Source organism: Aminobacter sp. SR38, from assembly GCF_014843375.1.
GTDB lineage: Bacteria > Pseudomonadota > Alphaproteobacteria > Rhizobiales > Rhizobiaceae > Aminobacter > Aminobacter ciceronei.
In genome coordinates, this window is sequence record NZ_CP062112.1 from 3,618,416 (window position 1) to 3,644,502 (window position 26,087).

At 63.4% G+C, this 26,087-nt stretch carries 27 protein-coding genes and 1 pseudogene; 3 read left to right on the forward strand and 25 right to left on the reverse strand.

What is annotated here, in order from left to right; genetic code table 11:
- Nucleotides 1–93: 93 nt before the first annotated feature.
- On the reverse strand, nt 94–1,446 hold the full coding sequence (gene glmM, locus IG197_RS17645) for a phosphoglucosamine mutase (RefSeq protein WP_192313778.1): 1,353 nt from the start codon (nt 1,444–1,446) through the stop codon (nt 94–96).
- Between the two features lie 350 nt (nt 1,447–1,796).
- Between glmM and IG197_RS17650 the strand changes: the two genes are divergently transcribed.
- A complete protein-coding gene (locus IG197_RS17650) occupies nt 1,797–2,429 on the forward strand; it encodes a LysE family translocator (protein WP_192313781.1) in 633 nt (210 codons plus the stop codon).
- Between the two features lie 80 nt (nt 2,430–2,509).
- On the opposite strand, the gene IG197_RS17655 is transcribed toward IG197_RS17650, so the two are convergent.
- The 12 genes and pseudogenes from IG197_RS17655 to IG197_RS17710 all read right to left on the reverse strand — a co-directional run bounded on the left by IG197_RS17655 (nt 2,510) and on the right by IG197_RS17710 (nt 14,778).
- A complete protein-coding gene (locus tag IG197_RS17655) occupies nt 2,510–3,217 on the reverse strand; it encodes a serine hydrolase (protein WP_192313784.1) in 708 nt (235 codons plus the stop codon).
- Nucleotides 3,218–3,230: 13 nt separating this feature from the next.
- Nucleotides 3,231–3,791 (reverse strand): annotated as a pseudogene (locus tag IG197_RS36835) (serine hydrolase domain-containing protein); the annotation flags it as partial.
- A 91-nt stretch (nt 3,792–3,882) separates the two neighbouring features.
- Nucleotides 3,883–5,817: an ATP-dependent zinc metalloprotease FtsH gene (gene ftsH, locus IG197_RS17665; protein ID WP_067956781.1), complete on the reverse strand. Its 1,935-nt coding sequence runs from the start codon at nt 5,815–5,817 to the stop codon at nt 3,883–3,885.
- A 110-nt stretch (nt 5,818–5,927) separates the two neighbouring features.
- A complete protein-coding gene (gene tilS / locus IG197_RS17670; protein WP_246765181.1) occupies nt 5,928–7,280 on the reverse strand; it encodes a tRNA lysidine(34) synthetase TilS in 1,353 nt (450 codons plus the stop codon).
- Nucleotides 7,274–8,326 carry a tol-pal system protein YbgF gene (gene ybgF, locus IG197_RS17675; protein ID WP_067956784.1) on the reverse strand — a complete coding sequence of 351 codons (1,053 nt, stop codon included), beginning with the start codon at nt 8,324–8,326 and terminating at the stop codon, nt 7,274–7,276. Before ybgF ends, tilS begins: the two co-directional genes overlap by 7 nt.
- 159 nt (nt 8,327–8,485) lie before the next feature.
- Nucleotides 8,486–8,995, reverse strand: coding sequence for a peptidoglycan-associated lipoprotein Pal (gene pal, locus IG197_RS17680; protein ID WP_067956787.1), 510 nt, complete (start codon nt 8,993–8,995; stop codon nt 8,486–8,488).
- 356 nt (nt 8,996–9,351) lie between these two features.
- Nucleotides 9,352–10,668 carry a Tol-Pal system beta propeller repeat protein TolB gene (gene tolB, locus IG197_RS17685; RefSeq protein WP_067956791.1) on the reverse strand — a complete coding sequence of 439 codons (1,317 nt, stop codon included), beginning with the start codon at nt 10,666–10,668 and terminating at the stop codon, nt 9,352–9,354.
- 38 nt (nt 10,669–10,706) lie between these two features.
- Nucleotides 10,707–11,777, reverse strand: a complete 1,071-nt coding sequence (locus IG197_RS17690) for a hypothetical protein (protein ID WP_192313786.1) — start codon at nt 11,775–11,777, stop codon at nt 10,707–10,709.
- 8 nt (nt 11,778–11,785) lie between these two features.
- Nucleotides 11,786–12,244 carry a protein TolR gene (tolR, locus tag IG197_RS17695; protein WP_067956797.1) on the reverse strand — a complete coding sequence of 153 codons (459 nt, stop codon included), beginning with the start codon at nt 12,242–12,244 and terminating at the stop codon, nt 11,786–11,788.
- Nucleotides 12,245–12,254: 10 nt separating this feature from the next.
- Entirely contained in the window at nt 12,255–12,965 is a 711-nt protein-coding gene (gene tolQ / locus IG197_RS17700; protein WP_192313788.1) for a protein TolQ, read from the reverse strand.
- Between the two features lie 359 nt (nt 12,966–13,324).
- Nucleotides 13,325–13,792 (reverse strand): tol-pal system-associated acyl-CoA thioesterase, encoded by a 468-nt coding sequence (gene ybgC, locus IG197_RS17705; RefSeq protein WP_192313790.1) that lies wholly within the window; start codon nt 13,790–13,792, stop codon nt 13,325–13,327.
- 164 nt (nt 13,793–13,956) lie between these two features.
- The gene (locus IG197_RS17710; RefSeq protein WP_192313791.1) at nt 13,957–14,778 is read right to left on the reverse strand and encodes a class I SAM-dependent methyltransferase; all 822 of its coding nucleotides are present in this window, start codon (nt 14,776–14,778) and stop codon (nt 13,957–13,959) included.
- A 315-nt stretch (nt 14,779–15,093) separates the two neighbouring features.
- On the opposite strand from IG197_RS17710, the gene IG197_RS17715 reads away from it, so the two are divergent.
- Entirely contained in the window at nt 15,094–16,335 is a 1,242-nt protein-coding gene (locus tag IG197_RS17715; protein ID WP_246765182.1) for a glycoside hydrolase family 5 protein, read from the forward strand.
- Between the two features lie 12 nt (nt 16,336–16,347).
- Here IG197_RS17715 and IG197_RS17720 read toward each other — a convergent pair whose 3' ends face one another.
- The 10 genes from IG197_RS17720 to IG197_RS17765 form a co-directional block, all read right to left on the reverse strand.
- Complete coding sequence (locus tag IG197_RS17720) at nt 16,348–17,250, reverse strand: metallophosphoesterase (RefSeq protein WP_192313793.1); 903 nt, start codon at nt 17,248–17,250, stop codon at nt 16,348–16,350.
- On the reverse strand, nt 17,247–17,738 hold the full coding sequence (locus IG197_RS17725) for a GNAT family N-acetyltransferase (RefSeq protein ID WP_192313795.1): 492 nt from the start codon (nt 17,736–17,738) through the stop codon (nt 17,247–17,249). Before IG197_RS17725 ends, IG197_RS17720 begins: the two co-directional genes overlap by 4 nt.
- A gap of 3 nt (nt 17,739–17,741) precedes the next feature.
- The gene (ruvB, locus tag IG197_RS17730; RefSeq protein ID WP_067956812.1) at nt 17,742–18,782 is read right to left on the reverse strand and encodes a Holliday junction branch migration DNA helicase RuvB; all 1,041 of its coding nucleotides are present in this window, start codon (nt 18,780–18,782) and stop codon (nt 17,742–17,744) included.
- A 40-nt stretch (nt 18,783–18,822) separates the two neighbouring features.
- A complete protein-coding gene (ruvA, locus tag IG197_RS17735) occupies nt 18,823–19,443 on the reverse strand; it encodes a Holliday junction branch migration protein RuvA (protein ID WP_192313797.1) in 621 nt (206 codons plus the stop codon).
- 13 nt (nt 19,444–19,456) lie between these two features.
- Entirely contained in the window at nt 19,457–19,873 is a 417-nt protein-coding gene (locus IG197_RS17740; protein ID WP_246765183.1) for a type II toxin-antitoxin system VapC family toxin, read from the reverse strand.
- Nucleotides 19,854–20,123, reverse strand: a complete 270-nt coding sequence (locus IG197_RS17745) for an AbrB/MazE/SpoVT family DNA-binding domain-containing protein (protein WP_154386618.1) — start codon at nt 20,121–20,123, stop codon at nt 19,854–19,856. The genes IG197_RS17740 and IG197_RS17745 overlap by 20 nt, the downstream gene beginning before the upstream one ends.
- Before the next feature lie 103 nt (nt 20,124–20,226).
- Nucleotides 20,227–20,478, reverse strand: coding sequence for an AbrB/MazE/SpoVT family DNA-binding domain-containing protein (locus IG197_RS17750; RefSeq protein ID WP_192313801.1), 252 nt, complete (start codon nt 20,476–20,478; stop codon nt 20,227–20,229).
- 60 nt (nt 20,479–20,538) lie between these two features.
- Nucleotides 20,539–21,060 carry a crossover junction endodeoxyribonuclease RuvC gene (gene ruvC / locus IG197_RS17755; RefSeq protein ID WP_067956824.1) on the reverse strand — a complete coding sequence of 174 codons (522 nt, stop codon included), beginning with the start codon at nt 21,058–21,060 and terminating at the stop codon, nt 20,539–20,541.
- Between the two features lie 90 nt (nt 21,061–21,150).
- Nucleotides 21,151–21,684: a DUF1465 family protein gene (locus tag IG197_RS17760; RefSeq protein ID WP_067966050.1), complete on the reverse strand. Its 534-nt coding sequence runs from the start codon at nt 21,682–21,684 to the stop codon at nt 21,151–21,153.
- A gap of 416 nt (nt 21,685–22,100) precedes the next feature.
- Nucleotides 22,101–22,478 (reverse strand): hypothetical protein, encoded by a 378-nt coding sequence (locus IG197_RS17765; RefSeq protein ID WP_067956827.1) that lies wholly within the window; start codon nt 22,476–22,478, stop codon nt 22,101–22,103.
- A 449-nt stretch (nt 22,479–22,927) separates the two neighbouring features.
- Between IG197_RS17765 and IG197_RS17770 the strand changes: the two genes are divergently transcribed.
- Nucleotides 22,928–23,479, forward strand: coding sequence for a DUF2269 family protein (locus tag IG197_RS17770; RefSeq protein ID WP_192313803.1), 552 nt, complete (start codon nt 22,928–22,930; stop codon nt 23,477–23,479).
- Between the two features lie 37 nt (nt 23,480–23,516).
- Here IG197_RS17770 and IG197_RS17775 read toward each other — a convergent pair whose 3' ends face one another.
- Both IG197_RS17775 and IG197_RS17780 read right to left on the reverse strand, forming a co-directional pair.
- Nucleotides 23,517–25,151: an acyl-CoA synthetase gene (locus tag IG197_RS17775; RefSeq protein ID WP_192313806.1), complete on the reverse strand. Its 1,635-nt coding sequence runs from the start codon at nt 25,149–25,151 to the stop codon at nt 23,517–23,519.
- A gap of 57 nt (nt 25,152–25,208) precedes the next feature.
- On the reverse strand, nt 25,209–25,979 hold the full coding sequence (locus IG197_RS17780; protein ID WP_192313809.1) for a sulfite exporter TauE/SafE family protein: 771 nt from the start codon (nt 25,977–25,979) through the stop codon (nt 25,209–25,211).
- Nucleotides 25,980–26,087: the final 108 nt, after the last annotated feature.

The following is a 26,087-nucleotide window of genomic DNA, read 5'->3' on the forward strand; positions in this document are numbered from 1 at the left end:
CGCTCAATGGTTGCCGAGGTTGTGGCCTCAAGCTTTTGAACAACAAAAAGCCCGCCGGAGGCGGGCCTTTCAGTGTCTCTCAGATATCTCAGCTCAGGCGGCCGAGCGGTTTTCCGATATGACGCCGACGATGTCGTTGACCACGGTTTCGACCAGTTGCGGGTCGTCGCCTTCGGCCATCACGCGGATCAGGGGCTCGGTGCCCGACGGGCGGATCACCAGACGACCGTTCTTGCCCAGCCGGTTGCGGCCGTCTTCGATCGCCGCCTTCACCAGTGTCTCCTCCAGCGGCTTGCCGCCGGAGAAGCGGACGTTCTTGAGCAACTGCGGCACCGGCTCGAAGGTGCGGCTGAGCTCGCTCATCGGCTTGTTGGAGCGCTTGATGCAGGCAAGCACCTGCAGCGCCGCCACCAGCCCGTCGCCCGTGGTCGAGTAGTCGGTCAAAACGATGTGGCCCGACTGCTCGCCGCCGATGTTCAGGCCATGCGCGCGCATGTGCTCGACGACATAGCGGTCGCCGACCTTGGTGCGATGCAGTTCGAGGTTGAGCTCGCCGAGATAGCGCTCCAGGCCGAGGTTCGACATCACGGTCGCCACGACGCCGCCGCCGGCTAGACGGCCGCTCTGCTGCCAGGATTGCGCGATCAGCGCCATGATCTGATCGCCGTCGACGACGGTGCCGTTTTCGTCGACGATGACGACGCGGTCGGCGTCGCCGTCAAGCGCGATGCCGATGTCGGCGCGAACCTCGTGGATCTTCTTTTGCAGGCCGGCCGGATGGGTCGAGCCGCATTCGGCGTTGATGTTGAAGCCGTTGGGCTCGACATTGATCGGGATCACCTCGGCGCCGAGTTCCCAAAGGGCGGCAGGCGCCACCTTGTAGGCTGCGCCGTTGGCGCAGTCGACGACGATGCGCAGGCCCGACAGAGACATCGAGCGCGGCAGGGTGCGCTTGGCGAATTCGATGTAGCGGTCATGCACGCCATCGACGCGCTTTGCCCGGCCGAGCCCGTCGGAATCGGCGAGCAGCGCCTCGACATCCTGGTCGAGCATCGCCTCGATGCGTTCCTCGATCTCGTCGGAGAGCTTGTAGCCGTCTGGGCCGAACAGCTTGATGCCGTTGTCGTGGTAGGGATTGTGCGATGCCGAGATCATCACGCCGATGTCGGCGCGCAGCGAACGCACAAGCATGGCGACAGCCGGCGTCGGGATCGGGCCGAGCAGGAACACGTCCATGCCCGCGGCGCACAGGCCCGACACCAGCGCGTTCTCGATCATGTAGCCCGACAGGCGCGTGTCTTTGCCAAGCACGACGCGGTGGCGGTGATTGCCGCGCTGAAACGACAGGCCGGCAGCCATGCCGACCTTCATCGCAACCTCAGCGGTCATCGGAAATTTGTTGGCCCGTCCGCGAATGCCGTCGGTGCCGAAATAGCGTCCAGCCATGTTAGCCTGTCCCCGTGGAGTCCACCCGCGCCTGCTTTGCCACAACGCGGGCCGACCAACGCATCACATTTGGTGATTTTATGTCACAAAAGCTTAGAAAAGGGTTGGGGTTTTTCGCGGCAGTCTCCCCGACTTGACGGTGGGTGGGCTTTTGTCGGCCCCCCTGATGCCAGGCTACAGACGTGGCGCGGCTCAAATTTGGGCAAACCGTTTGTTGGAGCCCGACAGGATCCATATCGCACTGGTTGCAGAAGTTGCTTAGCTGTCGGGCGCAGATGCAGAAGGCGCCACCTTGCCAATTCCTTGAATCCAGCTAGACAGGAACTCCGGCTCACTCGAAGGAACACGATATGCCGGATCTCTCCACACTTATGCTTTTTGCCGCCGCATCGGTGGTTCTGACCGCCACGCCCGGTCCCGACATGCTGCTCATCGCCTCGCGCAGCATCAGCCAGGGGCGCTCGGCGGGTTTCCTGACCTATCTCGGCATCGCGCTCGGCACCTATTGCCATGCGCTGGCCGCGGCCCTCGGGCTTTCGCAGCTGTTTGGGGCAGTGCCTGTCGCCTACGAGATCGTGCGCTGGGCCGGTTGCGCCTATCTGCTCTACCTTGCCTGGAAGACGCTGCGCTCCGAGACCTCGGCCTTTGCGCCGGCGTCCGGTCTCAAGCGGTTCTCGTCAAGGCGCATCCTCGGCGCAGGGCTTGCCACCAACCTGCTCAACCCCAAGATGGCGTTGTTCGTGCTGGCGCTGTTTCCGCAGTTCATCCGTCCCGACACCGGATCGATGATCGTGCAGACGCTGGTGCTGGCGACCGTGCTCAACGGGATCGGCTTCATCGTCAACGGCTCGGTCATCCTGCTGAGCAGCCACCTGCGCCAGCGGGCAGGCGGATTGGTGCGGCTGGGCAGGCTGCCTCAATATTTCCTCGCCAGTGTCTTTGCCGGGCTGGCATGCCGGGTGGCGCTGGGCAGCCGAAACTGAGCATCGCCGGCTGCTGAACCGAAGATGCAAAAACCGCTGCTGGGTGCCCTCAGCGGCGGCTCCCTGAGAACGCTATCGACTCAAGTCGCAAGTTTCGCGCCGGCCAGTAGGTCGTCGATCACCGACGCCCGGAACGCGCCGCTCTTTAGAGTGCCATCGTTGTTCATGAGAAGTGCCGCCACGTGGTTCTGGTCCTCCGACAGCGCCACGATGTTGGAGGCGCCGTTGTCGCTGCCTGTGTGGCCGACGACTTTGCGGCTGGCACTTTCCTCTTCGGTCCAGCCGAGCCCTTGATAAGGGTAGATCTTCGGGTCGACCTGCCTGCGCAGCATTTCGGCGGATGCTCGCTGGGACAGGACGGCATTATGGCTTCCCCACAGCATGGCATGCAGCGACTTGACGAGGTCGCTCACCGAGCAGCGTAGCATTCCGGCCGGAACGTCGGGATAACCCTGCTGCGGCAGTTCGACGAACGTGCCATCCTCGAAGCTGTAGGGCTTGGCAAGCACATCGCGCTGGAATTGCCTCAGATACCAATGGGCATTGCTGACGCCGATCGGGTCGAGAATGTTCTCCTTGACGTAAGCCGGGAAGCTCGTCCCGCTGACGCGTTCGACGACGTAGCTCGCGAGCGCAATGGCGACGTTGCTGTATTCCCACTTTGTGCCCGGCTCCGCCGGGAGGAAGGATGTCCCGGGTGCATAAGCGCTGCCGCCACTCACAAGATAGTTCCGCAGGAAGTCCGACAGGCTCTGCGTGGGATCGCCCGGGAAAGAAAACGTCGCCATGGCCTTCGTCGAAAATGCTCGATGTGTGGGTCAAAAGGTGGTGCGGCGTGATCGGCAACTGTGGATGGTGCGGGTTGCGGACCTGAAAATCGATGAATCCGCTGACGTCGCCCTGCAGGTCGAGACCCTTGCGTTCGAACAGCTGCACCAGGGCGGAAGCCGTGAAAAGCTTGCTTATGGATGCCAGGTGCATCGGGGTGTCGGTAGTGAGCTTTCGCTGCTGTTTCAGGTCGGCGAAGCCGAAGGCCTCGGAGAAGAGCGTGGTGTTTTCCCTGGATGCGATTACAACGGCCGCGCCCACGACGTTTGCCGCCTTCATCCGTGCAGCAATGCCGGCTGCGAAGTCGCGGCGCCAGTCTTCGAAAGACGGGTTCCTTGCGTCGACCGCAAAGGCCAAGGATCGCTGAGGGATGAGCATGCCGGTCAATCCCAGTTCGAGCAGTGAACGACGCGATGCGACCATGATCTGTTCCGCTTTCTGGCGGTCTGCCGACTGGATGCGATTCGGATGCGTGCCCGAACATTGGCGGCAGCGTGCCGATGACCTCTGCGAAAACTTGGCGGAAACGGTCATCTGCTTGGAGGCAGTCTGCGACCGCCCAGAATGCAAAAACGCCGCCGAGTTTCCTCGACGGCGTTTTTCATTCAGTACCGGTGTCCGGGCCTCAGCTCGACGGCTGGGGTTCCATGCCGCCTTCGGGCTCCGAACCCTTCTTCTTGCCGCGGGTCGAACCGGCCTTCGGCACGGCCGAGCCGCGCGACGGCGGGGTGTCGTCACCCATGTCGCGGGCGGGCTTGCTGCCGGCGATCAACTGCTTGATCTCTTCGCCCGACAGCGTCTCGTATTCGAGCAGGCCTTCGGCGAGTGCGATCCAGTCCTTCTTCTTCTTGGTCAGGATGGTCCTGGCCGTCGAATAGGCCTCGTCGATCAGGCGGCGCACTTCGGCGTCGATGATCTGGGCAGTCTCTTCCGAGATGTTCTGGGTGCGGGCCACCGAGTGGCCGAGGAACACCTCTTCCTGGTTGTCGCCGTAAGCGACGTGGCCAAGCTTGTCGGAGAAGCCCCAGCGGGTGACCATGGCGCGCGCCAGCTTGGTCGCCTGCTCGATGTCGGAGGAGGCACCGGACGTGATGTTCTCCTTGCCGAACTTGAACTCCTCGGCAACGCGACCGCCCATCATGATCGCCAGACGCGAGATCATGTACTTGTAGCTCATCGAGTAGCGGTCGCCTTCCGGCAGCTGCATGACCATGCCCAGCGCGCGGCCGCGTGGGATAATGGTCGCCTTGTGCAGCGGGTCGGCGGCCGGCACGTTGAGCGCCAGGATGGCGTGGCCGGATTCGTGATAGGCGGTCAGCTCCTTCTCGGCCTGGGTCATGGCCGAGGAGCGGCGCTCTGCGCCCATCATGATCTTGTCCTTGGCGTCCTCGAATTCCTGCATGGTGACCAGGCGCTTGTTGCGGCGCGCAGCCATCAGGGCGGATTCGTTGACCAGGTTCATCAGGTCGGCGCCGGAGAAGCCGGGGGTGCCGCGTGCGACCGTCTTGAGGTCGACATTGGGCGCCAACGGCACGTTGCGGACGTGAACCTTGAGGATCTTCTCGCGACCGACGATGTCCGGGTTCGGCACAACGACCTGGCGGTCGAAGCGGCCCGGACGCAGCAGCGCGGGATCGAGAACGTCGGGACGGTTGGTCGCGGCGATCAGGATGATCGACTCGTTGGCCTCGAAGCCGTCCATTTCGACCAGCAACTGGTTCAGCGTCTGCTCGCGTTCGTCGTTGCCACCGCCGAGGCCAGCGCCACGATGGCGGCCGACGGCGTCGATTTCGTCGATGAAGATGATGCAAGGCGCGTTCTTCTTGGCCTGCTCGAACATGTCGCGGACGCGGCTTGCACCGACGCCGACGAACATTTCGACGAAGTCAGAACCCGAGATGGTGAAAAACGGCACATTGGCTTCACCGGCGACCGAGCGGGCAAGCAGCGTCTTGCCGGTACCGGGAGGGCCGACGAGCAGCACGCCGCGCGGGATCTTGCCGCCGAGGCGCTGGAACTTCTGCGGGTCGCGCAGGAACTCGACGATCTCTTCCAGGTCTTCCTTGGCTTCGTCGACACCGGCGACATCGCCGAAGGTGACGCGGCCGTGTGCTTCGGTCAGAAGCTTGGCCTTGGACTTGCCGAAGCCCATGGCGCGGCCGGAACCCGACTGCATCTGGCGCATGAAGAAGATCCACACGCCGAGGATCAGGATCATCGGCAGCCAGGACAAAAGCACCGAGAAGATCGAGCCCGAACCGTCATTTTCAGGGCGGGCGTTGATGGTGACGTTCTTCTGCTCGAGGCGCGACACCAGCGTCGCGTCGCCCGGCGAGTAGGTCTGGAAGCCTGTCGAGTTGTCGATATAGGTACCGCTGATGCGGTCACCGGCAATCGTCACCGTCTTGACGCGGCCGGAGTCCAGATCCTGGAGGAACTGCGAATACGCCACTTCGCTCGACGCGCCGCGGGTCTGCGGGGTCTGGAACAGATTGAACAGGGCGATGAGCAGAACGGCTATGATCGCCCACAGCGCGAAGTTGCGATAGTTCGGATTCATCGAGTTTCCCGTTGGCGCCCACGAGGGGCGCGTATGGTGAGAGTAAGCTTGCCCCTAACATAGGCACGGCCTCGGACATTGCCAAGCGCGTCCCTAAGTCTCGGTTAAGGTCAAACAGCAATGTGACCACGGCATGGCGAGGCCGGGATCGCTTGCCCGCCAATCAGTTCTGACACAGCCTGAGCCGGAGCCAGGTCGAAGCCGGGGAGGAAGCGCGCCCAGGGGGCGGCCAGCGCGTCAGCATTTGTTAGAAACGCCAATCCCGTCAATGTTTCGCCGCGCCATAAGGCGGGCTCGGCCTGAAGTGCCGCCCGGACAAGACTTTGCGGTGCATTCGCCTCCGACGCCATCGAGATGGCTGCCGTCAAACCGAGTGGTGCGACGGTCATTTCAGCCTGTCCTGGTTGTGGGGCCGCAATCCTGTAGCGGCCGTCCCACAGACCCGTCGCCAATGGCATTGCCCGCGGCAATCCGCGTCCCTCGCGCAGCAGGAAAATGCCTGCGCTTCTGATGTCGACAAGTGCGCGCGACAATGTGGCGCGGGCCGGTTTTTTGTTAGCCGGCCCATCGGCGAGACGCTCCAGCAGGTCGCGGACGCGTGCCTCGTCAGGCAGATGCGGCACGCCGCCTGACACCGCAATCAACACACGCAGCGCGTAGGCCGCCGCATCGCTGTCAGGTGTCTCCGCGAAGGCCGGGTCGAGACGGTTCAGTCCCGGGCTGACGCGACTGGCATGGGCGGCGATCAGCGCTGCCGCACGCTCGCCCAGTTTGGTGCGCGCCGCGCCTGCCTGCCGGGCGTCGCTTAGGGCGGCCTCGATCCGCTGGATGCCATCGTTCTGCAGCGACAGCCGCATGCGTGGCCGCTCGTAGGCGTCATTGGTGTTGGTGGGGTCGTCGATCCAGCTGGTCCTGAGCGCCCTGAGCATGTCGCGCAGCCGCTCGCGGCGCTGCCCGAGCAGCGGGCGGACGATCCAGATGTCGCCGTCGAAAAGCGTGGCCGAGGCCATGCCGGCGGCACCGCGGCCCGTGCCGCGCGCGCTGCGCATCAGCACCGTCTCGGCCTGGTCGTCGGCGGTGTGACCGGTGACCAGGATCGTCGCACCCGCCTCGCGCGCTGCCTGGGCGAGCAGATCGTAGCGCGCATTGCGCGCGGCGGCTGCGATGCCGGTCGACGGCTTGTCGCCGGTCCAGTGCATCGTGCGATGGGCAATGCCAAAGCGGGCGCAGAGCTGCCCAACCGCGTCGGCCTCGGCGTTCGAACCGGGGCGCAGCGCGTGGTCGACGGTCACCGCCTGCAAGCGGGTCGTCGGCGCGTGCCTGTCGAGATGGGATTTGAGAAGAAGGAGAAGCGCTGTCGAGTCGCTGCCGCCTGATGCCGCTGCGATGATCGTTGCGTGCGCGGCAAAGTCGAACTCGGAAAAGTCTGCAAAGAAGTCAGCGTCGATCGGCTGCGTCAGCACGCGGCGAGAGCCCGTTCCTGCTTGACCCGTTCCTTGATGGCGCCGGAGACGTCGGGATAGCGCTTGCCAATCTCGCCGAAGGTGGCGCAGGCAACATCGCGCTGCTTCAGGCCGACAAGCGAAACGCCGAGCTTGAGCATCATTTCAGGCGCCTTCTTGGACTTCGGATATTCCTTCGAGGCGTTGAGGAAAATCTCGGCAGCGTCGCGGTACTTCTTTTGGCCGAGAAGCGACTCGCCCAGCCAGAAGCGGGCATCGGCCGTCTTGGGATCGGCGGGAAAGCGCGAGATGTGATCGCGAAAACCCTGTTCGGCGGTGGTGTAGTCGCCCGAAAGCACGAACTGGTAGGAGTTACGGTAAAGCTCGTCCGGATCGTTGGTGTCGGGCAATGCGGCAACAGCGGTGCCATTGCTCTTCGGTTGCGCCGGTTGCGTTGCGGCAGGCGCGTGCGGTTGGGCCGGTGCAGCGACCTGCGGATTGGCGCTTTCCGAGACGACGTTGCCATTGGCATCGACGGTGATGGTGCCGAATGTCGTCGGCGGCGCGCCGGTGCCGCCACCGGCAACTGCACCGGGCTCACCGGTGCCGGAATCGGTGATTACGTCTTCGACGCTGTTTGCGCCTGGGGCGGGAGCGGTCGCCGTCTGGGCCGCGCCGGGTTGAGGCGCCGTGGGCGCCTCAACGATCGAGCTGTTGCTCTTGCCGGAGGCGTCGGACTTCTTCTGTCCGCCGCCCTCAAGCTCCTGGAAGCGGAACTCGTTGTCTTCCTGCATCTTCCGCATCTGCTCCTGCATCTGCAGGATCTGGAAGTTCAGCTCCTCGATGGAGCCGTTGAGCTTGCGGATTTCCTCCTCGAGCGCGGTGACGCGCGGATCGCCCGCCTGGGCGAGCTGGATCGGAACTTCGGTGCTCTCCGTCTTGCTGCCGAAAACACCCGGCAGGCCGATCTTGGGGAAGTCGATGCCAATGCCGTCGCGCGCGTGCGCTGCGGCCCCCGACAGAAGGAAGATGGCAAGTGTGCCACTCAGGATTGATCGAAAATGCATTAGCCTCTCGCCGTGGAAGAGAATTTGGTTGCTTCGCGCCGATGCGCTCTCGTCATTTATCAGGACCGGAGACTTCGGCCAAATTTTGTTTCGAACTGCCAGATAAGCAAAAGGCGGCCCGAAGACCGCCTTTCGTTTCACTCAGTGGCTTCGCGCAGCTCAGCTGCCGGCGCCTGACAGCGTCGTGACGGCGCGGCGGTTCTGCGACCAGCAGGAGATGTCGTCGCAAACCGCGACCGGACGTTCCTTGCCGTAGGAGATCGTCTTCAGGCGGTTGGCGGCAACGCCCTGCGAGATCAGGTAGTCGCGGGCGGCAGCGGCGCGACGTGCGCCGAGAGCCAGGTTGTATTCGCGGGTGCCGCGTTCGTCGGCATGGCCTTCGACAACGACTGCGTACTGGCCGTACTTGTTCAGCCACTGCGCCTGGCGGCTCAGGATGCCCTGGGCGTCGGCACGAACCGATGAAGAGTCGGTGTCAAAGAAGATGCGGTCGCCGACATTGACGGTGAAGTCCTGCGACGAGCCCGGCGTTGCCGAGCCGGCGCCGCCGCCGAGGCCGAGATCGGCCGCGTTGTTCGGGGTCTTCTTCGAGGCGCAGCCGGCAATCGCCAGAGAGGCGATCAGGGCCACGACCACGGGGTTGGTTGCAAATTTTGCGATACGGCGCATCCCGCCTCTCCTTCGCATTCGAGTGATTTCGTTGAACATCCAGTAACCACTTTGGGGTTAACCGGCATTCAAGGAACGTGGTTAAAATTTCGTTGCTGCTCGCTGTAGTGTCCCCGCATGCGGCAGCCGTCGAACATGCACTTCGCCGCGCACCGTAGGCGAAAATACGGCAGAAAGGCGGCGTCATTGGTCAAATGACGCCGCCTGGTCCATTCGTCGCGCCTTCACCGGAGAAGGTTAACAACGGGCCCCTGTGGCACTGCGTGTCAGCTGGGACGCGCAAAGGGCGCTGTTACACTTTGACACGGGTGCCTGGCCCGATGCGAAGATCGAAACCGATCTTCGCGCCCGTGCACTTAGTCGAGCAGCGGCGACCAGGCCGGGTCGGAGGCAAAGCCCGAGGTCGGGATCGCCTGCTCGTTGCGGCCGGTGAGGTCGACCGAGTAGAGCTTGGGACCGCCGCCGCCGGGCTGGTCGCGGAAGAACATCACGACGCGGCCATTCGGCGCCCAGGTCGGGCCTTCCTGCTGGAATCCGGTCGACAGGATGCGCTCGCCCGAACCGTCGGTCTTCATCACGCCGATCTGGAACTGGCCGCCCGACTGCTTGGTGAAGGCGATCAGGTCGCCGCGCGGCGACCACACCGGGGTCGAGTAGCTGCCGCCGCCGAAGGAAACGCGGGTCTGGCCCGAGCCGTCGGCGCCCATGACGTAGATTTGTGGCTGGCCGCCACGGTCGGAGGTGAAGACCACCTTGGAACCGTCGGGCGAATAGGATGGCGAGGTGTCGATGGCGCTGGAATTGGTCAGGCGCGTGGTGGTGCGGCTGCGCAGGTCCATCGAGAAGATGTTGGAATTGCCGTCGTCGCGCAGCAGGCTCATGATCACCTTCTGGCCATCCGGTGAAAAGCGCGGCGCAAAGGTCATGCCGGGGAAGTTGCCGACCAGTTCGCGCTGGCCGGTCTCGATCTGCAGCAGATAGACCTGCGGCTGACCGCTTTCGTAGGACATGTAGGTGATTTCCTGGCGCGTCGGCGAGAAGCGCGGGGTCATGGCGATCGAGCGGCCATCGGAGAGGTAGCGCACATTGGCGCCGTCCTGATCCATGATCGCGAGGCGCTTCTTGCGCGCGGTCTTGGCGCCCGACTCGTCGATGAACACGACGCGGGTGTCGAAGTAACCCTTCTCACCGGTCAGGCGCTCGTAAATGGCATCGGCGATGATGTGGGCGATGCGGCGCGAATTTGCCTTGTTGGCGAAGAACTGCTCGCCGGCAAGCTGCTGGCCGGCAAAGGTGTCCCACAGCCGGAACTCGGCCTTCAGCCTGCCGTCCGCTTCCTGGCTGACACGGCCGGTGACCAGCGCCTGGGCATTGATGACCTTCCAGTCCTCGAAGCGCGGTGCGACATCGGGGTTGGAGATCTTCTCGATGAAGGCGCCCTTGTCGATCGGGGCGAACAGGCCCGAGCGCTGCAGGTCGGCGGCGACGATGCCGGCGATCTCGGCGCCCATCGCATCACCTGACAGGAAATCGGTGATGGCGATCGGCAGCGGCTCGACATTGCCCTTGTTGACGTCGATCTCGACCAGCGCGCGTGCGGGCAAGGTTGCAAACGCGGTCATGCCGCTCGCCATGGCGCCGATCAGAAGGATCGCTTTGATTACATGCTTCATTAGACAGGCCTCTTAGTTCCGGGTGAGCGTGTGGGCGCTCAGAACATTTCGCTCGGGTCGAAATTGACGATGACTTGGTCCCAGCCGCCGGCATATTTGTCAGCCGGCAGATTGTACGGAGCACACTGGAGGACCGCGCGGCGCGCCGACTCGGCTGCCGCCCGCTCGATGCCGGCCGAACCACCACCGGAGATGATCTCCGGCCGTCCCTCGACTTCGCCGCTAGGGGTGAGATTGAACTGAATGGAAACCTTGAGGTTGCCGCCGTCCATGGCGCCTGCCGGCACGTTCCAGCAACGCTGGACCTGACCGCGAAGGGCGTCCATCTCGCTCTGGCTCAGCTTGTTGCCGCCGGTGTCCTTCTTGCCGCCCAGCGATGCCTGTTCGGTGGAGCGCTTGGCGCCGCCGCCCGAAGGCTTCTGTTTGTTGAGAAGGGCCGCAACCTCGTCGGCGTTGAATTCCTTTTCTTCCGACTTCGGCTTGGACGAGGCCTGCTGGGTCTGCTTGTCTTCCTGCTTGCGCTCGGGCGTCTTGGCCGTCTGCGCCTGCGGAGGCTGCGGCTTGGCTTCGGGTGCCGGCGCATTCTCGGGCAGCTTGACGGCTTCCGCCTCGGCCTGGTCGTTGACGATGGTCTCGGCAACCGGGTCGGGCTTGACTTCCTGCTTGGGCTGGGGCTGCGGCGTCACTTCGGTCGCCGGTACCGGCACAGGCTTTGGCTCGGCCTGCTTCACCGGCTCGGGCTTGGGTTGCTCGACCGGTGTCGGCTTGGGCTCGGGCTTGGGCGAGGGCGGCGGTGCGGCTGCGACATCCACTTCCTTCTGCGTCGGCTCGGGCGTCGGCGGCTTGTCGCTGTCGGTCTTGTTGTCGCCGACATTCTGGGCGTCCGGCACGATGTCGGGACGGCTTGTCGGCTTGGGCGCCGGCTTTTCGTTGGCCGGGGCCTTCTTGTCGCCCTTCTGGATCTGGGTGATCGATTCCACCGGCACGATGTCGACCGGGAACGCCTCGACGTCGGCGACTTCGAGGGCGCTGGGTGCCGACAGGGTGAACAGGCCGAAACCCAGCACCGCCGCATGCAAAACCACAGATGTCGTGATGCCGGTCTTCATTTTGCGGGCTACTGGTCCTGTTCCTGCAGCGTAACGAGGCCGATCTTGTTGTAGCCGGCGGCCTGGATACGGGCCATGACCTTCATCACCGTACCGTAGTCGGCGGTCTTGTCGCCGCGCACGTAGATGCGTTCCTCGTAGCCGGCCTTGGCGATGGCGCCGAGCTTGGCGACGACCTCGTCGATCGGGATCTCGGTTTCCTGGATGTGGATCTGGCCGGCCTCGTTGATGGAGATGGTGATCGGCTGTGTTTCCGAATTCAGCGCTTTGGCCTGGGTCTCGGGCAGGTCGATTGGCACGCCGACGGTCATCAGCGGTGCGGCCACCATGAAGATGATGAGCAGCACCAGCATCACGTCGACGAACGGCGTGACGTTGATTTCGGACATCAGGCCGTGGTGGCGGCCGCGCCGCCTGTGGCCGCGTCCGCCGCGGCCCGAACCGCCCGCGCTAACTGACATACCCATGGTCTACTCCTCAGGTCCGCTGCGCGACTTTTTCATCGATTTGGCGCGACAGTATGGCGGAGAACTCGTCCGAGAAGCCCTCCATGCGCATGCCGATCTTGCCGGCGTCGGATGACAGCTTGTTGTAGGCGATGACCGCGGGAATAGCGGCGAGCAGGCCGATTGCGGTTGCCAGCAGTGCCTCGGCGATGCCGGGGGCGACGACGGCGAGGTTGGTCGACTTCGAGCCGGCAATGGCCTGGAACGAGGTCATGATGCCGACGACGGTGCCGAACAGGCCGATGAAGGGGGCGGCCGAACCGATGGTGGCGAGGAAGCCGAGCCGGCCTTCCAGCCGCTCCATCTCGCGCGTCAGCGCCAGGTCCATTGCCTTGTCGATACGGGTCTGCAGCGCCAGCGGCGATTTGGCGCCCTTCTCGAAACTCTTCTTCCACTCCTTCATGGCAGCGACGAAGATCGCGCTCATGCCTGTGGTCTTGCGATCGGAAAGGTTGCGATAGAGCTCTTCCAGCGACTGGCCCGACCAGAAGATCTGTTCGAAGCGGTTCAGCGCTGCGCGCATGCGGTTGTAGGCAACCAGCTTGTCGACGATGATCGCCCAGGTCCATACCGACGCGCCGAGCAGGCCCAGCATCACCAGCTTGACCACCCAGCCGGCCTGCCAGAACAGCGCCCAAATCGACAATTCCGCGCCGGTTTGGGCGAGAGGTAGGTTTTCCATCTTGTAACAGTCCTTAAGATTTCCGGGCCCGGCTCGCAGCTAGCCCTTGCGCATCATCCCATCGTGGTCCGTTCGCGCGAAGCTTCCGGAAGTGCCCCAAAATGCGCCTTTTCGGCCTTTTCGGAGCCAATTTTGGTGAAAGGAAGGCCGCTCGGAATACTTACGACTTTCACCGACCCCTTAATGGACCGTTATGGTTAAAGATGGGTTAGGAACATGATGGTGCGCCAACCTGCCACCCGGTGCGACGGGATTGCAGCGCTCCGGAGCCCAGTAATCGCTGCGCGGCGTCACACGATCTCGTGATCAGTGAACTCTCATGGCAGGGCCGTCGGCGGTGTGCTGCCGCTCGGCCGACGTTACCGTCCGGGCATGAAGGCTTCGATCCAGTCCTTTGGGAAACGCCTGGGGCGGCCATTCTCGCCGATAATTGCCGCTTCGACCTTGGCTTCGACCAGCACCTCGTCACCGCGTTTCAACTGCTGCGCCATGGTGATGCGGGCGCCTGAGACGTCCTGCGTCCGGGTTTCGATGGTCAGGATGTCGTCGATCTTGGCAGATCCGCGGAAATCGATCTCCATGCGGCGCACCACCCAGACGATCTTTTCGCCATGTTTGCCGTCGACAAGTTCGGTGTGGTGGACGCCGGCGAGGCGCAGGAAGTCCGAGCGCCCGCGTTCAAAGAACTCGAGATAACGCGCATGGTAGACGACGCCGGAGAAGTCGGTGTCGGCATAATAGACCCGCGCCATCAGCCGGTGGCCGAACGGCGTCAGGGCGCCGGATAGGCCGGCCGCCAGCAAGTCCTGGTCCACATTGTCCGCCATTGCACATCCTCTTTGCGGTCCATTGTCGGGACGATCCGGCAACAGGGCAGGGAGTCCGATGGCATTATCGGTGGCAACGATCAAGAACTGTCTGACGCATTGCCGGCACGGGTTTGTCGACATCCGAGCGGCCTTGGCCAGGGCAGCGCCTTGCGGCAGTTCCGTCAGACCTTTTCGCCCTGCCTTTCGGCAGGTGCGACGCTCAGGTCCTGGCATGCCTTCTGCAGTCGAGCCTGCGTACCCATCGGCCCCGGACGTTTGCGCGAAAACACCAGCAGGTTGGTCCGCATGGCCGGCGGCATGAGCCATTGCAGCAGCGAGACGAAGGCAAAGCCCGCCGCCGTGCCGCCATGATATTTCGGCGTGCCGTTGGAAACGTAGCCATGGTGCGACCAGCTCTTTTCGTCGAAGGCGCGCCGAATGCTGCCCAAGGTGTTCATGCGGTAGAATGTCGGAAACGCATCTTCCCGTGGCCGCTCGGGCCACACCAGCCTCATCATGCGATCCTTCACCGTTTCCGGCACCAGCGTGGTGCCAATCCCGACATAGCCAAGGCGGTTCGGGGTGAGCGCGCAAAGCCATCCGCCGGGCTTGAGCACCCGGTGGATTTCCTGCGCGAACTGCCGGGGATGTTCGACATGCTCGATCACCCACTCGCAGATGATGATGTCGACGCATGCGTCTTCCAGTGGCAGGCGGCCGCCAGGTTCAATGACCCGCGCCTCGTCGAGATGCGGATGCGTCATCACCACCGGGTCGACGTCGATGCCGATGACCTTCTTCACGCGGCCATGGAAATTGCAGAACCACTTGCGGAAAGGCGCACTGCCGTGGTCGAAACGGGAGCCACGCCCGGCCCCCAGGTCGACGACCACCATATCGGGCTCCACAAGGGCGTTGACGCGCGTGTAGAACTCGATCGCCTCATCGTCCCGGGTAAATCCGCCGGCTGCTGTCTCAGGCCGCCATTGGTCAACCACCGTCATTGCATAACCCCCGCTGCTCTATTGATTGATGTCGCGCACTATAAGCAGTCTTAACGAATAAATAACCATCGAGGTCAGGCAGATAATGAAGATCTCCAGTTACGGTTAATCCGCGTTGCCTTATGTTGCGTCACGAAATCTGCTGTCATGGGACCAACGAGGATCACGTGGTGGAAACCGGCGATTTCAGGACGGTGTTATCAGGAAAATCCTTCATTCATCTGGAGGGCCGGCTTTTCATTTTGTCTGGCCCTTGGGCTTTCCTTTTCCCCGGCTTTTCGGCACCAGTTCCGTGACAGTCTGAGGCGGACGGCAATGGTAGCGATGATCAGAACCTCGTTGATGGCTTTGCTGGCGCTGGCATTGTCGGTCTGCGCGGCCGATGCCGCGACATTCACGATGAAGCGGGGCATCAATCTCGACATCTGGGAAACCTGGCCCGGTGAGGACAAATGGGACGACGCGAACGTCATCCTGCCGTTTCCCGAATGGCGCCAACGGCTCGGTGAGGGCGACCTGAAAACGCTCAAGGCCGGCGGGTTCGACGTCGTGCGCATTCCCGTCGACCCTTCGGTGTTCCTGTCCAAAAAGACAGAACCGCTGCGCGAACAATTGCTTGAGAGCGTCCTGGAGTCGGCGCGCATGGTCAACGCGGCCGGGCTCAAGGCGGTGGTCGACCTTCACCTCATTCCGTCAGGCGGCAATGGCCAGATCGGCATGTCCGAGGTGATGGACGATCCGGCCAATTTCGACCGCTATGTCGAGCTGGTCCGGCAGATGGGACTCACCTTGGCCAAGGAAGATCCGGGCCTGGTCGCCTTTGAGCTGATGAACGAGCCGGTCGTCGATTGCGAACAAGGCGAGGCCAAGCTCTGGCCTGAACGTCTCAAGCGCCTTTATGCCGCCGCGCGCGCAACGGCGACCCGCCTGACCCTTGTGCTGTCAGGCAGTTGCTGGGCCGGTGCGGAAGGTCTCGCCACGCTCGACCCCAAGGATATTCCCGACGACAATGTCATCTGGACGTTCCATTCCTACCAGCCGTTCCTGCTGACCAGCCAGGGCGCCACCTGGGCCGGCGACTTCATTCGTTATGTTACCGGGCTGCCTTATCCGCCCTATGCCGTGCCTCGCGCCGAGCTTGATGCTGTGCTCGACAAGGTCCGGGCCAAGATCCGGGCCGAGGCGCCGATGCTGCGCCGGGCCGGCATGCTCGCCTATCTCGATGAGCAGATCGCCCTGATCGACAGCAAGGAAAAGCTCGAAGCCGAGCTCGACGCGCCGTTCCGCCAGGTCGATGCCTGGGCGAAGAAGCACGACATCTCGCCCGACAATATCTATCTCGGCGAGTTCGGCATGATCCGCCAGGAGTACAACAATCCCTACGTCATGCCCGGTGCCTGGCGCGCCGCTTATGTCAACGACATGATCGCTCGCGCCGAGGCGCGCGGTTATGCTTGGTCGATCTGGGGCTACGGCGGCGCTTTCGGCATCGTCGACGAATTCGAGGGGCGGAAGGCGGAACCTGACGTGCTCGAGGTTGTGAAGGGGCTGAAGTAGCTTCGCTTCAGCTCAACCCAGCTCGATCGTCAGGATTTCCGGACGCACGCCGAAACGGATCGGTGCGATGCTGAAACCGAGGCCGCCCGAAACGATCAGGTTGCGGCCAGCTTCGACGACGTGGCCATAGGCGTAGCGGTTGCCGTAACGCGAGGGAACGACCGGCGAATAGCCGAACAGGCGTACCTGGCCGCCATGGGTGTGGCCCGACAGGGTCAACGCAACGCGGCTGGGAACGTCGGGAAAAATGTCGGGCTCATGGGCGAGCAGGATGACAGGTGCCTCATCGCCGACTTTCGCCAACGTGCCTCTCACGTCGTGAAGCCCGGTGAAGCCCTTGCGGCCCCATGCTCTGCCTGGCCGCAAGGCCAGCTGGTCGGCGAGGCCTGCGATCCAGAAGCCATGACCTTCCTTTTCCAGCCGGACGACGTCGTTTTCCATGACGGGAATACCCGCCGCTTCCAGCGCCCGCCTGGCAATTGTCGGACCTTGCCCGGCCTTCTGCGCCGTCAGGTCCTCCCACCAGTCATGATTGCCAAGGATGGAGAACACGCCGAGCGGTGCCTTGAGGCCCGAAAGGGCCGGAGCCCATTCATGGGAATCGACCCAGCCGCTTACCATGCGGGTTCCAGCGACGTAGTCACCAAGCAGTACGATGATGTCGGGCTCCAGCGCGTTGGCTTCTTCCGCCAACGAAGCGATGCGCTCTGGCGTCATCCATGGCCGGCAGGCGTGGATGTCGGCGAGCGCCACGACGCGCAGCTTCAAGCCATCGGGCCAGTTGGGCGGGGTCAGCGCGTAGCGTTTCACCCGTGTCAGCAGCATCGGTTCGATGCCGACCGCATAGCTGCCAAGCGCCGCCGCAGCCAGGACCGAACCGCCGAGAAAACGGAAGAAGCCGCGGCGAGTGATCAAGCTTTGGCACCCGTGCGATGGCGCTCGAAGCGCTGCTCGCGCACGCCGCCGGACCACTGGTCGCGTTCTTCCTCGGCAACGAGGTTGAAGCCGAACGATTCATAGAGATGCCGGGCCGGACCGAGCCCGACGAATGTCGTGAGATAGACGCCGGGAAAACCCTTGGCGTCGACATGCGCCATGGCCTTGTCCATCAGCCGGCGCCCGAGGCCCGTCCCGCGCGCGCCATCGCTGGTGATGAACCAGCGCAGATGCGCCAGCAGCTCCGTCGAGGTCGGAGCCTCCAGGCTGATCGTGCCAAGCAGGGCGCCGTTGTCGTCATCCTCAGCGGCGAAGAAGTCGAGGCCGGGTCTGAAGTCGCGCATGAAGGCGGAAAGCTCGCTGGCGACCTTGGCCTCGAAAGGCAGCCCAAAACCCCAGTCGCGGGCGTAATAGACGGCGTGCAGTCCAACGATGTCGGCTGTCAGTCCGGGGCGATAGCCGATCATGTATCAGTCTTCCTCTTGGAACAGGTTGATCTGCTGCACGGCAAGGTCGCGCGGGATCTCGAGGCCAAGGTGCTTCCAGGCATTGGCCGTCAGCACGCGGCCGCGCGGCGTGCGTTGGATGAAGCCCTGTTGGATCAGATAGGGCTCGATGATGTCTTCGATGGCGTCGCGTGGCTCGGACAGGCCGGCGGCGATGGTCTCGATGCCGACCGGGCCGCCGCCGAAATTCATCGCGATCATCGAGAGGTAGCGCCGGTCGAGCGAATCGAGACCGAGTGCGTCGACCTCCAGCCGCGACAGCGCCTCATCGGCGATGCGGCGGTCGACCGGACCGGAGCCGGCGACGGCGGCGAAGTCGCGGACGCGGCGCAAGAGGCGGCCGGCGATGCGCGGGGTGCCGCGGGCCCGGCGCGCGATCTCGATGGCGCCGTCGTCGGCGAGCGGCATGCCGAGGATGCGGGCGCCGCGCCGCACGATCAGCTCGAGCTCCTCGACCGTATAGAAATTGAGCCGGGTCGGGATGCCGAAGCGGTCGCGCAGCGGGTTCGTCAGCAGACCGAGACGGGTGGTCGCGGCGACAAGCGTGAACTTGGCCAGGTCGATCTTGACCGAGCGCGCCGCCGGACCTTCGCCGATGATCAGGTCAAGCTGGTAGTCCTCCATCGCCGGATAGAGGATTTCCTCGACTGCCGGGTTGAGGCGGTGGATCTCGTCGATGAACAGCACGTCGCGTTCTTCGAGATTGGTCAGCAGTGCGGCAAGGTCGCCGGCCTTGGCGATGACCGGGCCGGAGGTCGAACGGAAATTGACGCCGAGCTCGCGTGCCATGATCTGGGCGAGCGTCGTCTTGCCGAGGCCGGGCGGACCGACGAACAGCACATGGTCGAGCGCCTCGCCACGGCCCTTTGCCGCCTCGATGAAGATCTTGAGATTGGCGCGCGCCGCCGCCTGGCCGACGAAATCGTCCAGCGTCTGCGGGCGCAGGCTGTTGTCGGCATCCTCGCCGCGTTTGTCGGGGGTGATAAGACGGTCAGGCGAATTCATGCGTCCGTCCTCGCACGGAGACCGGCTGCGAGCAAGCCGCTCACCGTGCCAGCTCCTTCAGGCCGAAGCGGATCAGCTTGGAGGAATCGGCGTCTTCGCCGACGCTCTTCATGGCGGCGGCAATGGCGTTGGCGGCGATGTCGCGAGAATAGCCGAGATTGACCAGTGCCGAGACCGCGTCGGCGATGGGGGCAGGGGCGACGCCTTCGCCGAGTTCCTGCTTGAGCCCGATCGTGCCCGTTGCCTCGCCGGCGAAAGCCGGGGCCTTGTTCTTGAGCTCGGTGACGATGCGCTCGGCAACCTTCTTGCCGACGCCGGGCGCGCGACTGACCATGGCGATGTCGCGCAGCGCGATCGCGTTGGCGAGATCGGAAGGCGCCAGCGTCGACAGGATCGCCAGCGCCACCTTGGCGCCGACGCCCTGGACGTTGGCCATCAAGAGCTTGAACCACTCGCGTTCCAGCTCGGTCTTGAAGCCGTAGAGCCGAATCATGTCTTCGCGGACATAAGTCTCGATGAACAGGATCGCGGCTTCGCCGGCGCCGGGCAAGGCTGCGAGCGTGCGCGTCGAGCAATAGGCGACGTAGCCGACGCCATGCACGTCGAGCACGCAGAAATCCTCGCCGATCTCGTCGACGGTGCCCTTCAACTTGCCGATCATGGTTCAAGCCTCGTCATGGATGGGTATCGGGCGCGATGATTTCGAGCTCGGGGAAATAGGTGCGGTAGCGGGTGGCGTATCGGGTCAACAGGCGATGTCCGGACACAAGCGCATGCGCCCCGATGAGGAAGTCGGGCAGGGTCCGCTCACCGCGACCGCCCCGCTGCCGGTATTCGCGGTGCGCCCAACCGGCGGCCAGCGCGGCCTCGAAAGGTATGTCCTCGAAGGTCCACAGCGTCGAGACAAAGACGCCTTGATAGCGCTCCGCCGAAACGAACTCATGCGAAACTTCGGCTGCGACAATGGCATTGAATATCAGGTCGCCATACCGTCGTGCTTCTCGAATCTGCTGCCTGGACCAGGTCGCCCACTGCGAGCCGGGCTCGACGACATCAATGATGACGTTGGAATCAATGATTGTCGCGGACATCACGATCCCTGGTCATGGCCATGATGTCATCGGCAGTCAGATTGCTGTCGCCCGTACCTTCGATACGTCGGAACCAATCCTCCAGGCTGCGGTCAAGCGCCTTCGCCCGCATATCTGGCTCGGTGCCGCGCACCAGTTCGACAGCGCCGTCGGCGCGTTCGACAAAATCCACCTCCGACCCTGCCTCGATGCCGAGCCGGTCACGGATTTCCTTGGGGATCGTCACCTGGCCCTTTGTGGTCACGCGCATGGTAATACCTCGTAGGTATTACTTAGTGGCGATGTGAGAACAAGTCAAGAACACGTAGGTCGTGGCGAGGGTGTGGTGTGCGGTCGGGACGCCTGACTGGACGTCACCGGCCCTTCGCCAGCGCCAGCATTTCGTCACCATTTGTCGCCAGATCCCCGGCGCCTTCGAGCCGGTCGAGAATGGCCAGGAACCGGTCAAGCCGGTCGCGGTCGGCCAGCCTGTTGATCTCATCCTTGGGCACGATGGTGATCTTGCCGCCTTCGATACCGAAAATCACCTCGGTGTTGGCGCCGATGCTGAACGTCTCGCGCAGATCGCGAGGGATCGTCACTTGGCCCTTGCTGGTAACCCGCATGGAATCATTCCTCTTCTTGCTGGAAAGGAATGTTGCAGCGATGAGAACAAGTCAAGAACATCACGCGTGAGCGGCAGCCAATGCAGCCAGCCTGTATGCCGGGCTCTGGCGGTGGTGGGCATGGCAGATGGCGATTGCGAGGGCATCAGCGGCATCGGCGGTGTCGAACACCGACTTCGGCAACAGCACCTTGACCATCATGGCGATCTGCTTCTTGTCGCCGTGGCCGACGCCGATGACCGCCTTCTTCACCGCATTGGGTGAGTACTCGGCGACGACGAGCCCGGCGCGGGCCGGCACCAGCATGGCGATGCCGCGCGCCTGGCCGAGCTTCAGGGTTGCAGTGGCATCCTTGTTGACGAAGGTCGCCTCGACGGCCGCCTCATGCGGCATTTCGCGGTGAAGCACGTCGGCAAGGCCGTCATGCAACTGGCAAAGCCGGCTGGCGAGCGCCGCCTTGTTGTCGGAGCGCACGGTGCCGGCGGCGACGAACCGCAGCGAGTTGCCGAGGCTCTCGATGATGCCCCAGCCGGTGCGCTGAAGGCCGGGATCGATACCAATGATACGAATCGTCTCTTTCATCCGCGAACTCTATCTTCACGGAGACAAGACGCCAGAAAAATGTGAACAAAACAGAAACAATCCCCGCGTCATCGCAGGGATGGTCCTGCGTCAGTTGCGGGCAAAGGCCGTGTTGAGCAGGCTGATCTGGTCGGAAACCGGGTTGCTGCGGCGCATCGCCTGCACCGGCACGACGGTTGCGCCGTTGCCATAGATTTCATCGTCCATGCGGCGCACATGCGCCTGCAGGCGCAGCGAGCGGCGCACCAGGTCGACGAAATCGGCGGGCAGTTCGTTCCAGCCGGCGGCGTCGTCATGGGCGGAAGCCGTGTCGAGCCGCACCTTGGACTTCTCCGAGGCGACCTGGTCGCGGGTCATCTCGCCTGAGTTGGCGGCGCGCTGCAAAAGCAGCCACGAGGCGATCTGCATCAGTCGGGTGGTCAGCCGCATCGATTCGGCGGCGTAGAGGGTGGCGGCAAGCCGCGACAGCTTCTTGGCCTCGACGCGGCCGGCACCGTCGAGATACTCGGCGGCCTGTTCGACCAGGCCCATGCCCTCATTGTAGAGGGGCTTGAAGGACGGCGAAAACACCCGCCTTTCGGCGAGCTTGATCGTGTTTGCGCTTTCCCTCGAAGGCTCGTTCATCATCGCTACCCTGCACCCTGTTCGCGTTCTGCCCGTCTTTCCCGACGGATTCTGCGCGGCCGTTCCTATACGCCAAGCCCGATGAAAATGCGCTTACGCCGATGTGAACGCAAGCGCATGTTTAACAAAGGGTTAACGCGCCGGATTGGATAGCTTTTGGAGGGCATTTCCGAAGGCGCGCGGGCGAAAAAAAAGAGCCGCGGAAAAGCGCGGCTCTCAGGAGTTTAACAGGGAGGCGTCAAACAAAGTGGCTCCAACCACTCGGTAAGAATCCAGATGACTGGATACGCACAGTAAACACTGGGAATGCTTAATGGGCGCTTAAGATCGGTGCCGATTTCGCCTTATGGCGCGTTAGACTGTGCCGGCACGGCACAACGGTGTGGTGTTGCCGGCAGGCAGGATCTTATGCCGACTCAGGACTTCCACACCGTCGGCAGGGCGATGAAGGCAAACAGCAGCATCGCTGCGTAAAAGCCCATCGACGACATCGCCACCACCGGTTCGATCGCCGCATTGCCGCCGAGCAGGAAGAACAAGCCGACCAGAAGGCCGATGCCGCTGACCGCCGTCAGCCAGAAATGGACCTTGGCCAGCGTCTTGTCGCGGGCGACAGGAAAAAGATGGTAGAAGAAGGCGAACACCGCCGACATCAGCCAGCCCGCCACCATGGTGTGGGCGTGAACCGGCATCTGGCTGTGGTCCTGGCTGATCGACATGTGCAGGCCAAGCGCCATGCCGCACAGCGCGTAGACGACCGCGAGCGTGAAGAAATTCCGTGCTACCCCTTGCATTGTAGTCTCCTGATGCCTTTTCCCCCAGCAGGGAATGGGTTGATGTCGGCCCGTGACGAACCGTCGTAACGGCGCATGTGCACCGGCCGTGTTTCCGCGGCATGCCGCACGGCCAGGCCGCGCGCATGTCGGGTCGTTACATTACAGATATCGTCAGGATGATGTGTCCGGCCATTCGCCCCCCGCGGCCGGTTGGATACGCGCCCCTCCAGCGCATGAAGGACGATATCACGTCGCCCGGTCGGCATTACATGCCTTGTAGCTGAAATGACGTGTTTTCCCCTGCCACCTTGTGGGGCCCCCGACCATCGTTTCCATTGCCGAAACATCCCGCCGTTTTCATCGACACACTACCGAAACAGCACCGGCGCTATTAGCCGGCCCGAAAATGAGCGCGGCCTGAAGTGGGTGCTGCGATTTCGCAAAACCGGATTGGAAAGGTCAGGAGTATGGATTGGTACTCTCTCTTCAAGTTTCTTCACGTCGTCGCAGCCGTTCTCTGGGTCGGCGGCGGCTTCGCACTGATGCTGCTCGCGGTTCGCGCCGACCGTGCCGGCGACACCGACGGCATGTTGCAGGTCATGCGTTCGGTCGGCGAACTCGGCAACCGGCTGTTCATGCCGGCATCGCTGGTCACGCTTCTGCTCGGCCTCGTCATGTGCTGGTTCTGGGTCGGCTTCACCGATCTCTGGATCGTGCTCGGGCTTGCAGGTTACGCCATGGCCTTCCTGATCGGCACCCTGGTGTTCAAACCGACCGCCGACCGCATGGCTGCGATCATCGCCCGCGATGGCGTGACGCCTGCAGCGCTCGATCAGGGCCGGCGCATCCTCAAGGTGGCGCGATTCGACTATGCGATGATGCTGATCATCGTCGCCGACATGGTGCTCAAGCCGACGGCTTCCGACCTACCGATCCTCTCGGCGATGGCTGTCGTTTTCGCGGCCGGCTTGTGGGCAGCCTTCGATGGCCTGCGCCCGTCCACCGTGGTTGCGGCCTGAAGGAATGGGCGCGCTTCCGGCGCGTCGCCCTCGATCCTTATCCCTTGGCCATGTCGCGCAGCCGGAACTTCTGGATCTTGCCGGTCGAGGTCTTGGGAATCTCGGCGAAGATCACCGCCTTCGGCACCTTGAAGCGCGCGAGCAGGGAGCGGCAGTGCTCGATGATTTCGGCCTCCGTCGCTTGCCTGCCTGGCTTCAGCTCGACATAGGCAATGGGCACTTCGCCCCATTTGTCGTCGGACCGCGCCACCACTCCGCATGAAGCGACCGAGGGGTGCTTGTAGAGCGCGTCCTCGACCTCGATCGACGAGATGTTTTCGCCGCCCGAAATGATGATGTCCTTGGAGCGATCCTTGATCTGGATGTAGCCGTCCGGATGCATCACACCGAGGTCGCCGGAATGGAACCAGCCGCCGGCAAAGGCCTCGTCGGTCGCCTTCTTGTTCTTGAGATAGCCCCTCATGACGATGTTGCCGCGGAACATCACCTCGCCGATGGTCTCGCCGTCGGCGGGTGTCCTTTGCATCGTCTCGGGGTCCATCACGGTCAGGTCCTCGAGTGCTGCATAGCGCACACCTTGGCGCGCCTTCTTCGCCGTGCGCGGTCCCTTCTCGAGTTTGTCCCATTCGCCGTGCCATTCGTTGACGACCGCAGGCCCGTAGGTCTCGGTCAGGCCATAGAGATGGGTGACGGCGAAGCCGGCGTCGGCCATGCCAGACAGCACCGCTTCCGGCGGCGGCGCGGCAGCTGTGTTGAAGGTGACCTGCTGCGGAAATGTGCGCTTGTCCTCGTCCTGGGCATTGATCAGGATCGACATGACGATCGGTGCCCCGCACAGATGCGTCACGCCATGGTCGGCGATGGCATCATACATTTGCCTCGCGCGTACCCAGCGCAGGCAGACATGGGTGCCGGCCTGCACGGCGAGCGTCCACGGAAAGCACCAGCCGTTGCAGTGGAACATCGGCAGCGTCCAGAGATAGACGGCGTGCTTGGCCATGCCGGCGTGGATGGTGTTGGTGTAGGCCATCAGCGCGGCACCGCGATGGTGGTACACCACACCCTTGGGATTTCCGGTCGTTCCCGATGTGTAGTTGAGTGAGATCGCGTCCCATTCATCGTCGGGCATCGACCATGCGAAAGCCCTGTCGCCTGTCGCGACGAAGTCTTCATAGTCGAGGCTGCCGATACGCTCGCCCTTGGGATAGGGGGCGTCCGCGGGATATTCAGGGTCGTCATAACAGATGACCAGCGGCTTCACCGTTGCCAGCGCCAGAGCCTCCTTGACCACGCCTGTGAATTCGCGGTCGACGATCAGCAGCTTGGTCTCGGCATGGTCGAGCTGGAAGGCGATGATCGCCGCGTCAAGCCTGGTGTTCAGCGAATGCAGCACCGCCTTTGTCATCGGCACGCCGAAATGCGCCTCCAGCATCGGCGGGGTGTTGGACAGCATCACCGTCACCGTATCGCCCTTGCCGATGCCGCTCGCCTTGAGCGCCGCGGCAAGTTTCAGCGACCGTTCCCACCATTCGTGGTAGCTGGTGCGCCGGCTGCCATGGATGATGGCGACGTGGTGGGGAAATGTCTTGGCCGCGCGTTCGAGAAAGCTCAGCGGCGTCAGCGGCTGGTGATTGGCGGGGGTCTTGTCGAGGTCTTCCTCGTACTTGCCCATGACGGTTCTCCTCCCTGGTCGCGACGAGCCTAGTCCACCGCCGCGCGGCGGTCATCCTCACATAAAGTCGACCACCCCGTCATAGAGCAGCTTCAGGGCCACGATTGCCACCGTCGCGTAAGTGAAGGGGTAGAAGATTTCCGGCCGCATCCGCCTGACCAGCCAAGCGCCGGCCAGCGTCGCCAGCGGTGCCAATGGCATCAGCGCCAGCGAGGCGGTCAGATTGGCTGTGTCGAACTGGCCGAGCGCAAAGTAGGGCACCAGCTTGATGGCGTTGGTGACGGCGAAGAAGATGACGCTGGTGCCGGTCAGCACCTTCGGATCCATCCTCAGCGGCAAGGTGTAGACCTGGAAGGGCGGGCCACCGACATGGGCGACGAAGCTGGTGAAGCCGGCGATCGATCCCCAGAAGGCGCCGGCGATGCCGTTCGGCTCGGTCTTGTGGTCGGCGCCGTGGCGCAGGCTGGTGTAGATCCAGCGCGCCACGAAGATGAAGGCGATGGCGCCGACGATGAAGCGCACATTGTCGGCAGTCACGACAGAGGCCATCAGCCAGCCGATGCCGATGCCGATGATCGAGCCCGGCAGCATCTGCCACAGGATCGTGCGGTCGAAGACGCCGCGCCAGGTCCACAGCGACACCACGTCCATCAGGATCAGGATCGGCAACAGGATTGCCGCGGCCTGCACCGGCGAGATCACCAGCGCCATCAGCGGAACGCCGACGAAGCCGACGGCACCGCCAAAGCCACCCTTGGAAAGGCCAACCAGAATCACGGCAGGAACTGCCGCTGCATAGAACCACGGATCGAGAAGAAGGTCGGTCATGGAGGGCCTCTCGAATCCGCAATATCGGGATGCCGCGCAGTTGGCGAGTGCCTTCCCCATGTTTTCATGTGCTTGGGCTTTGTCGCCCATCCTGTTCAACGGCAGCAC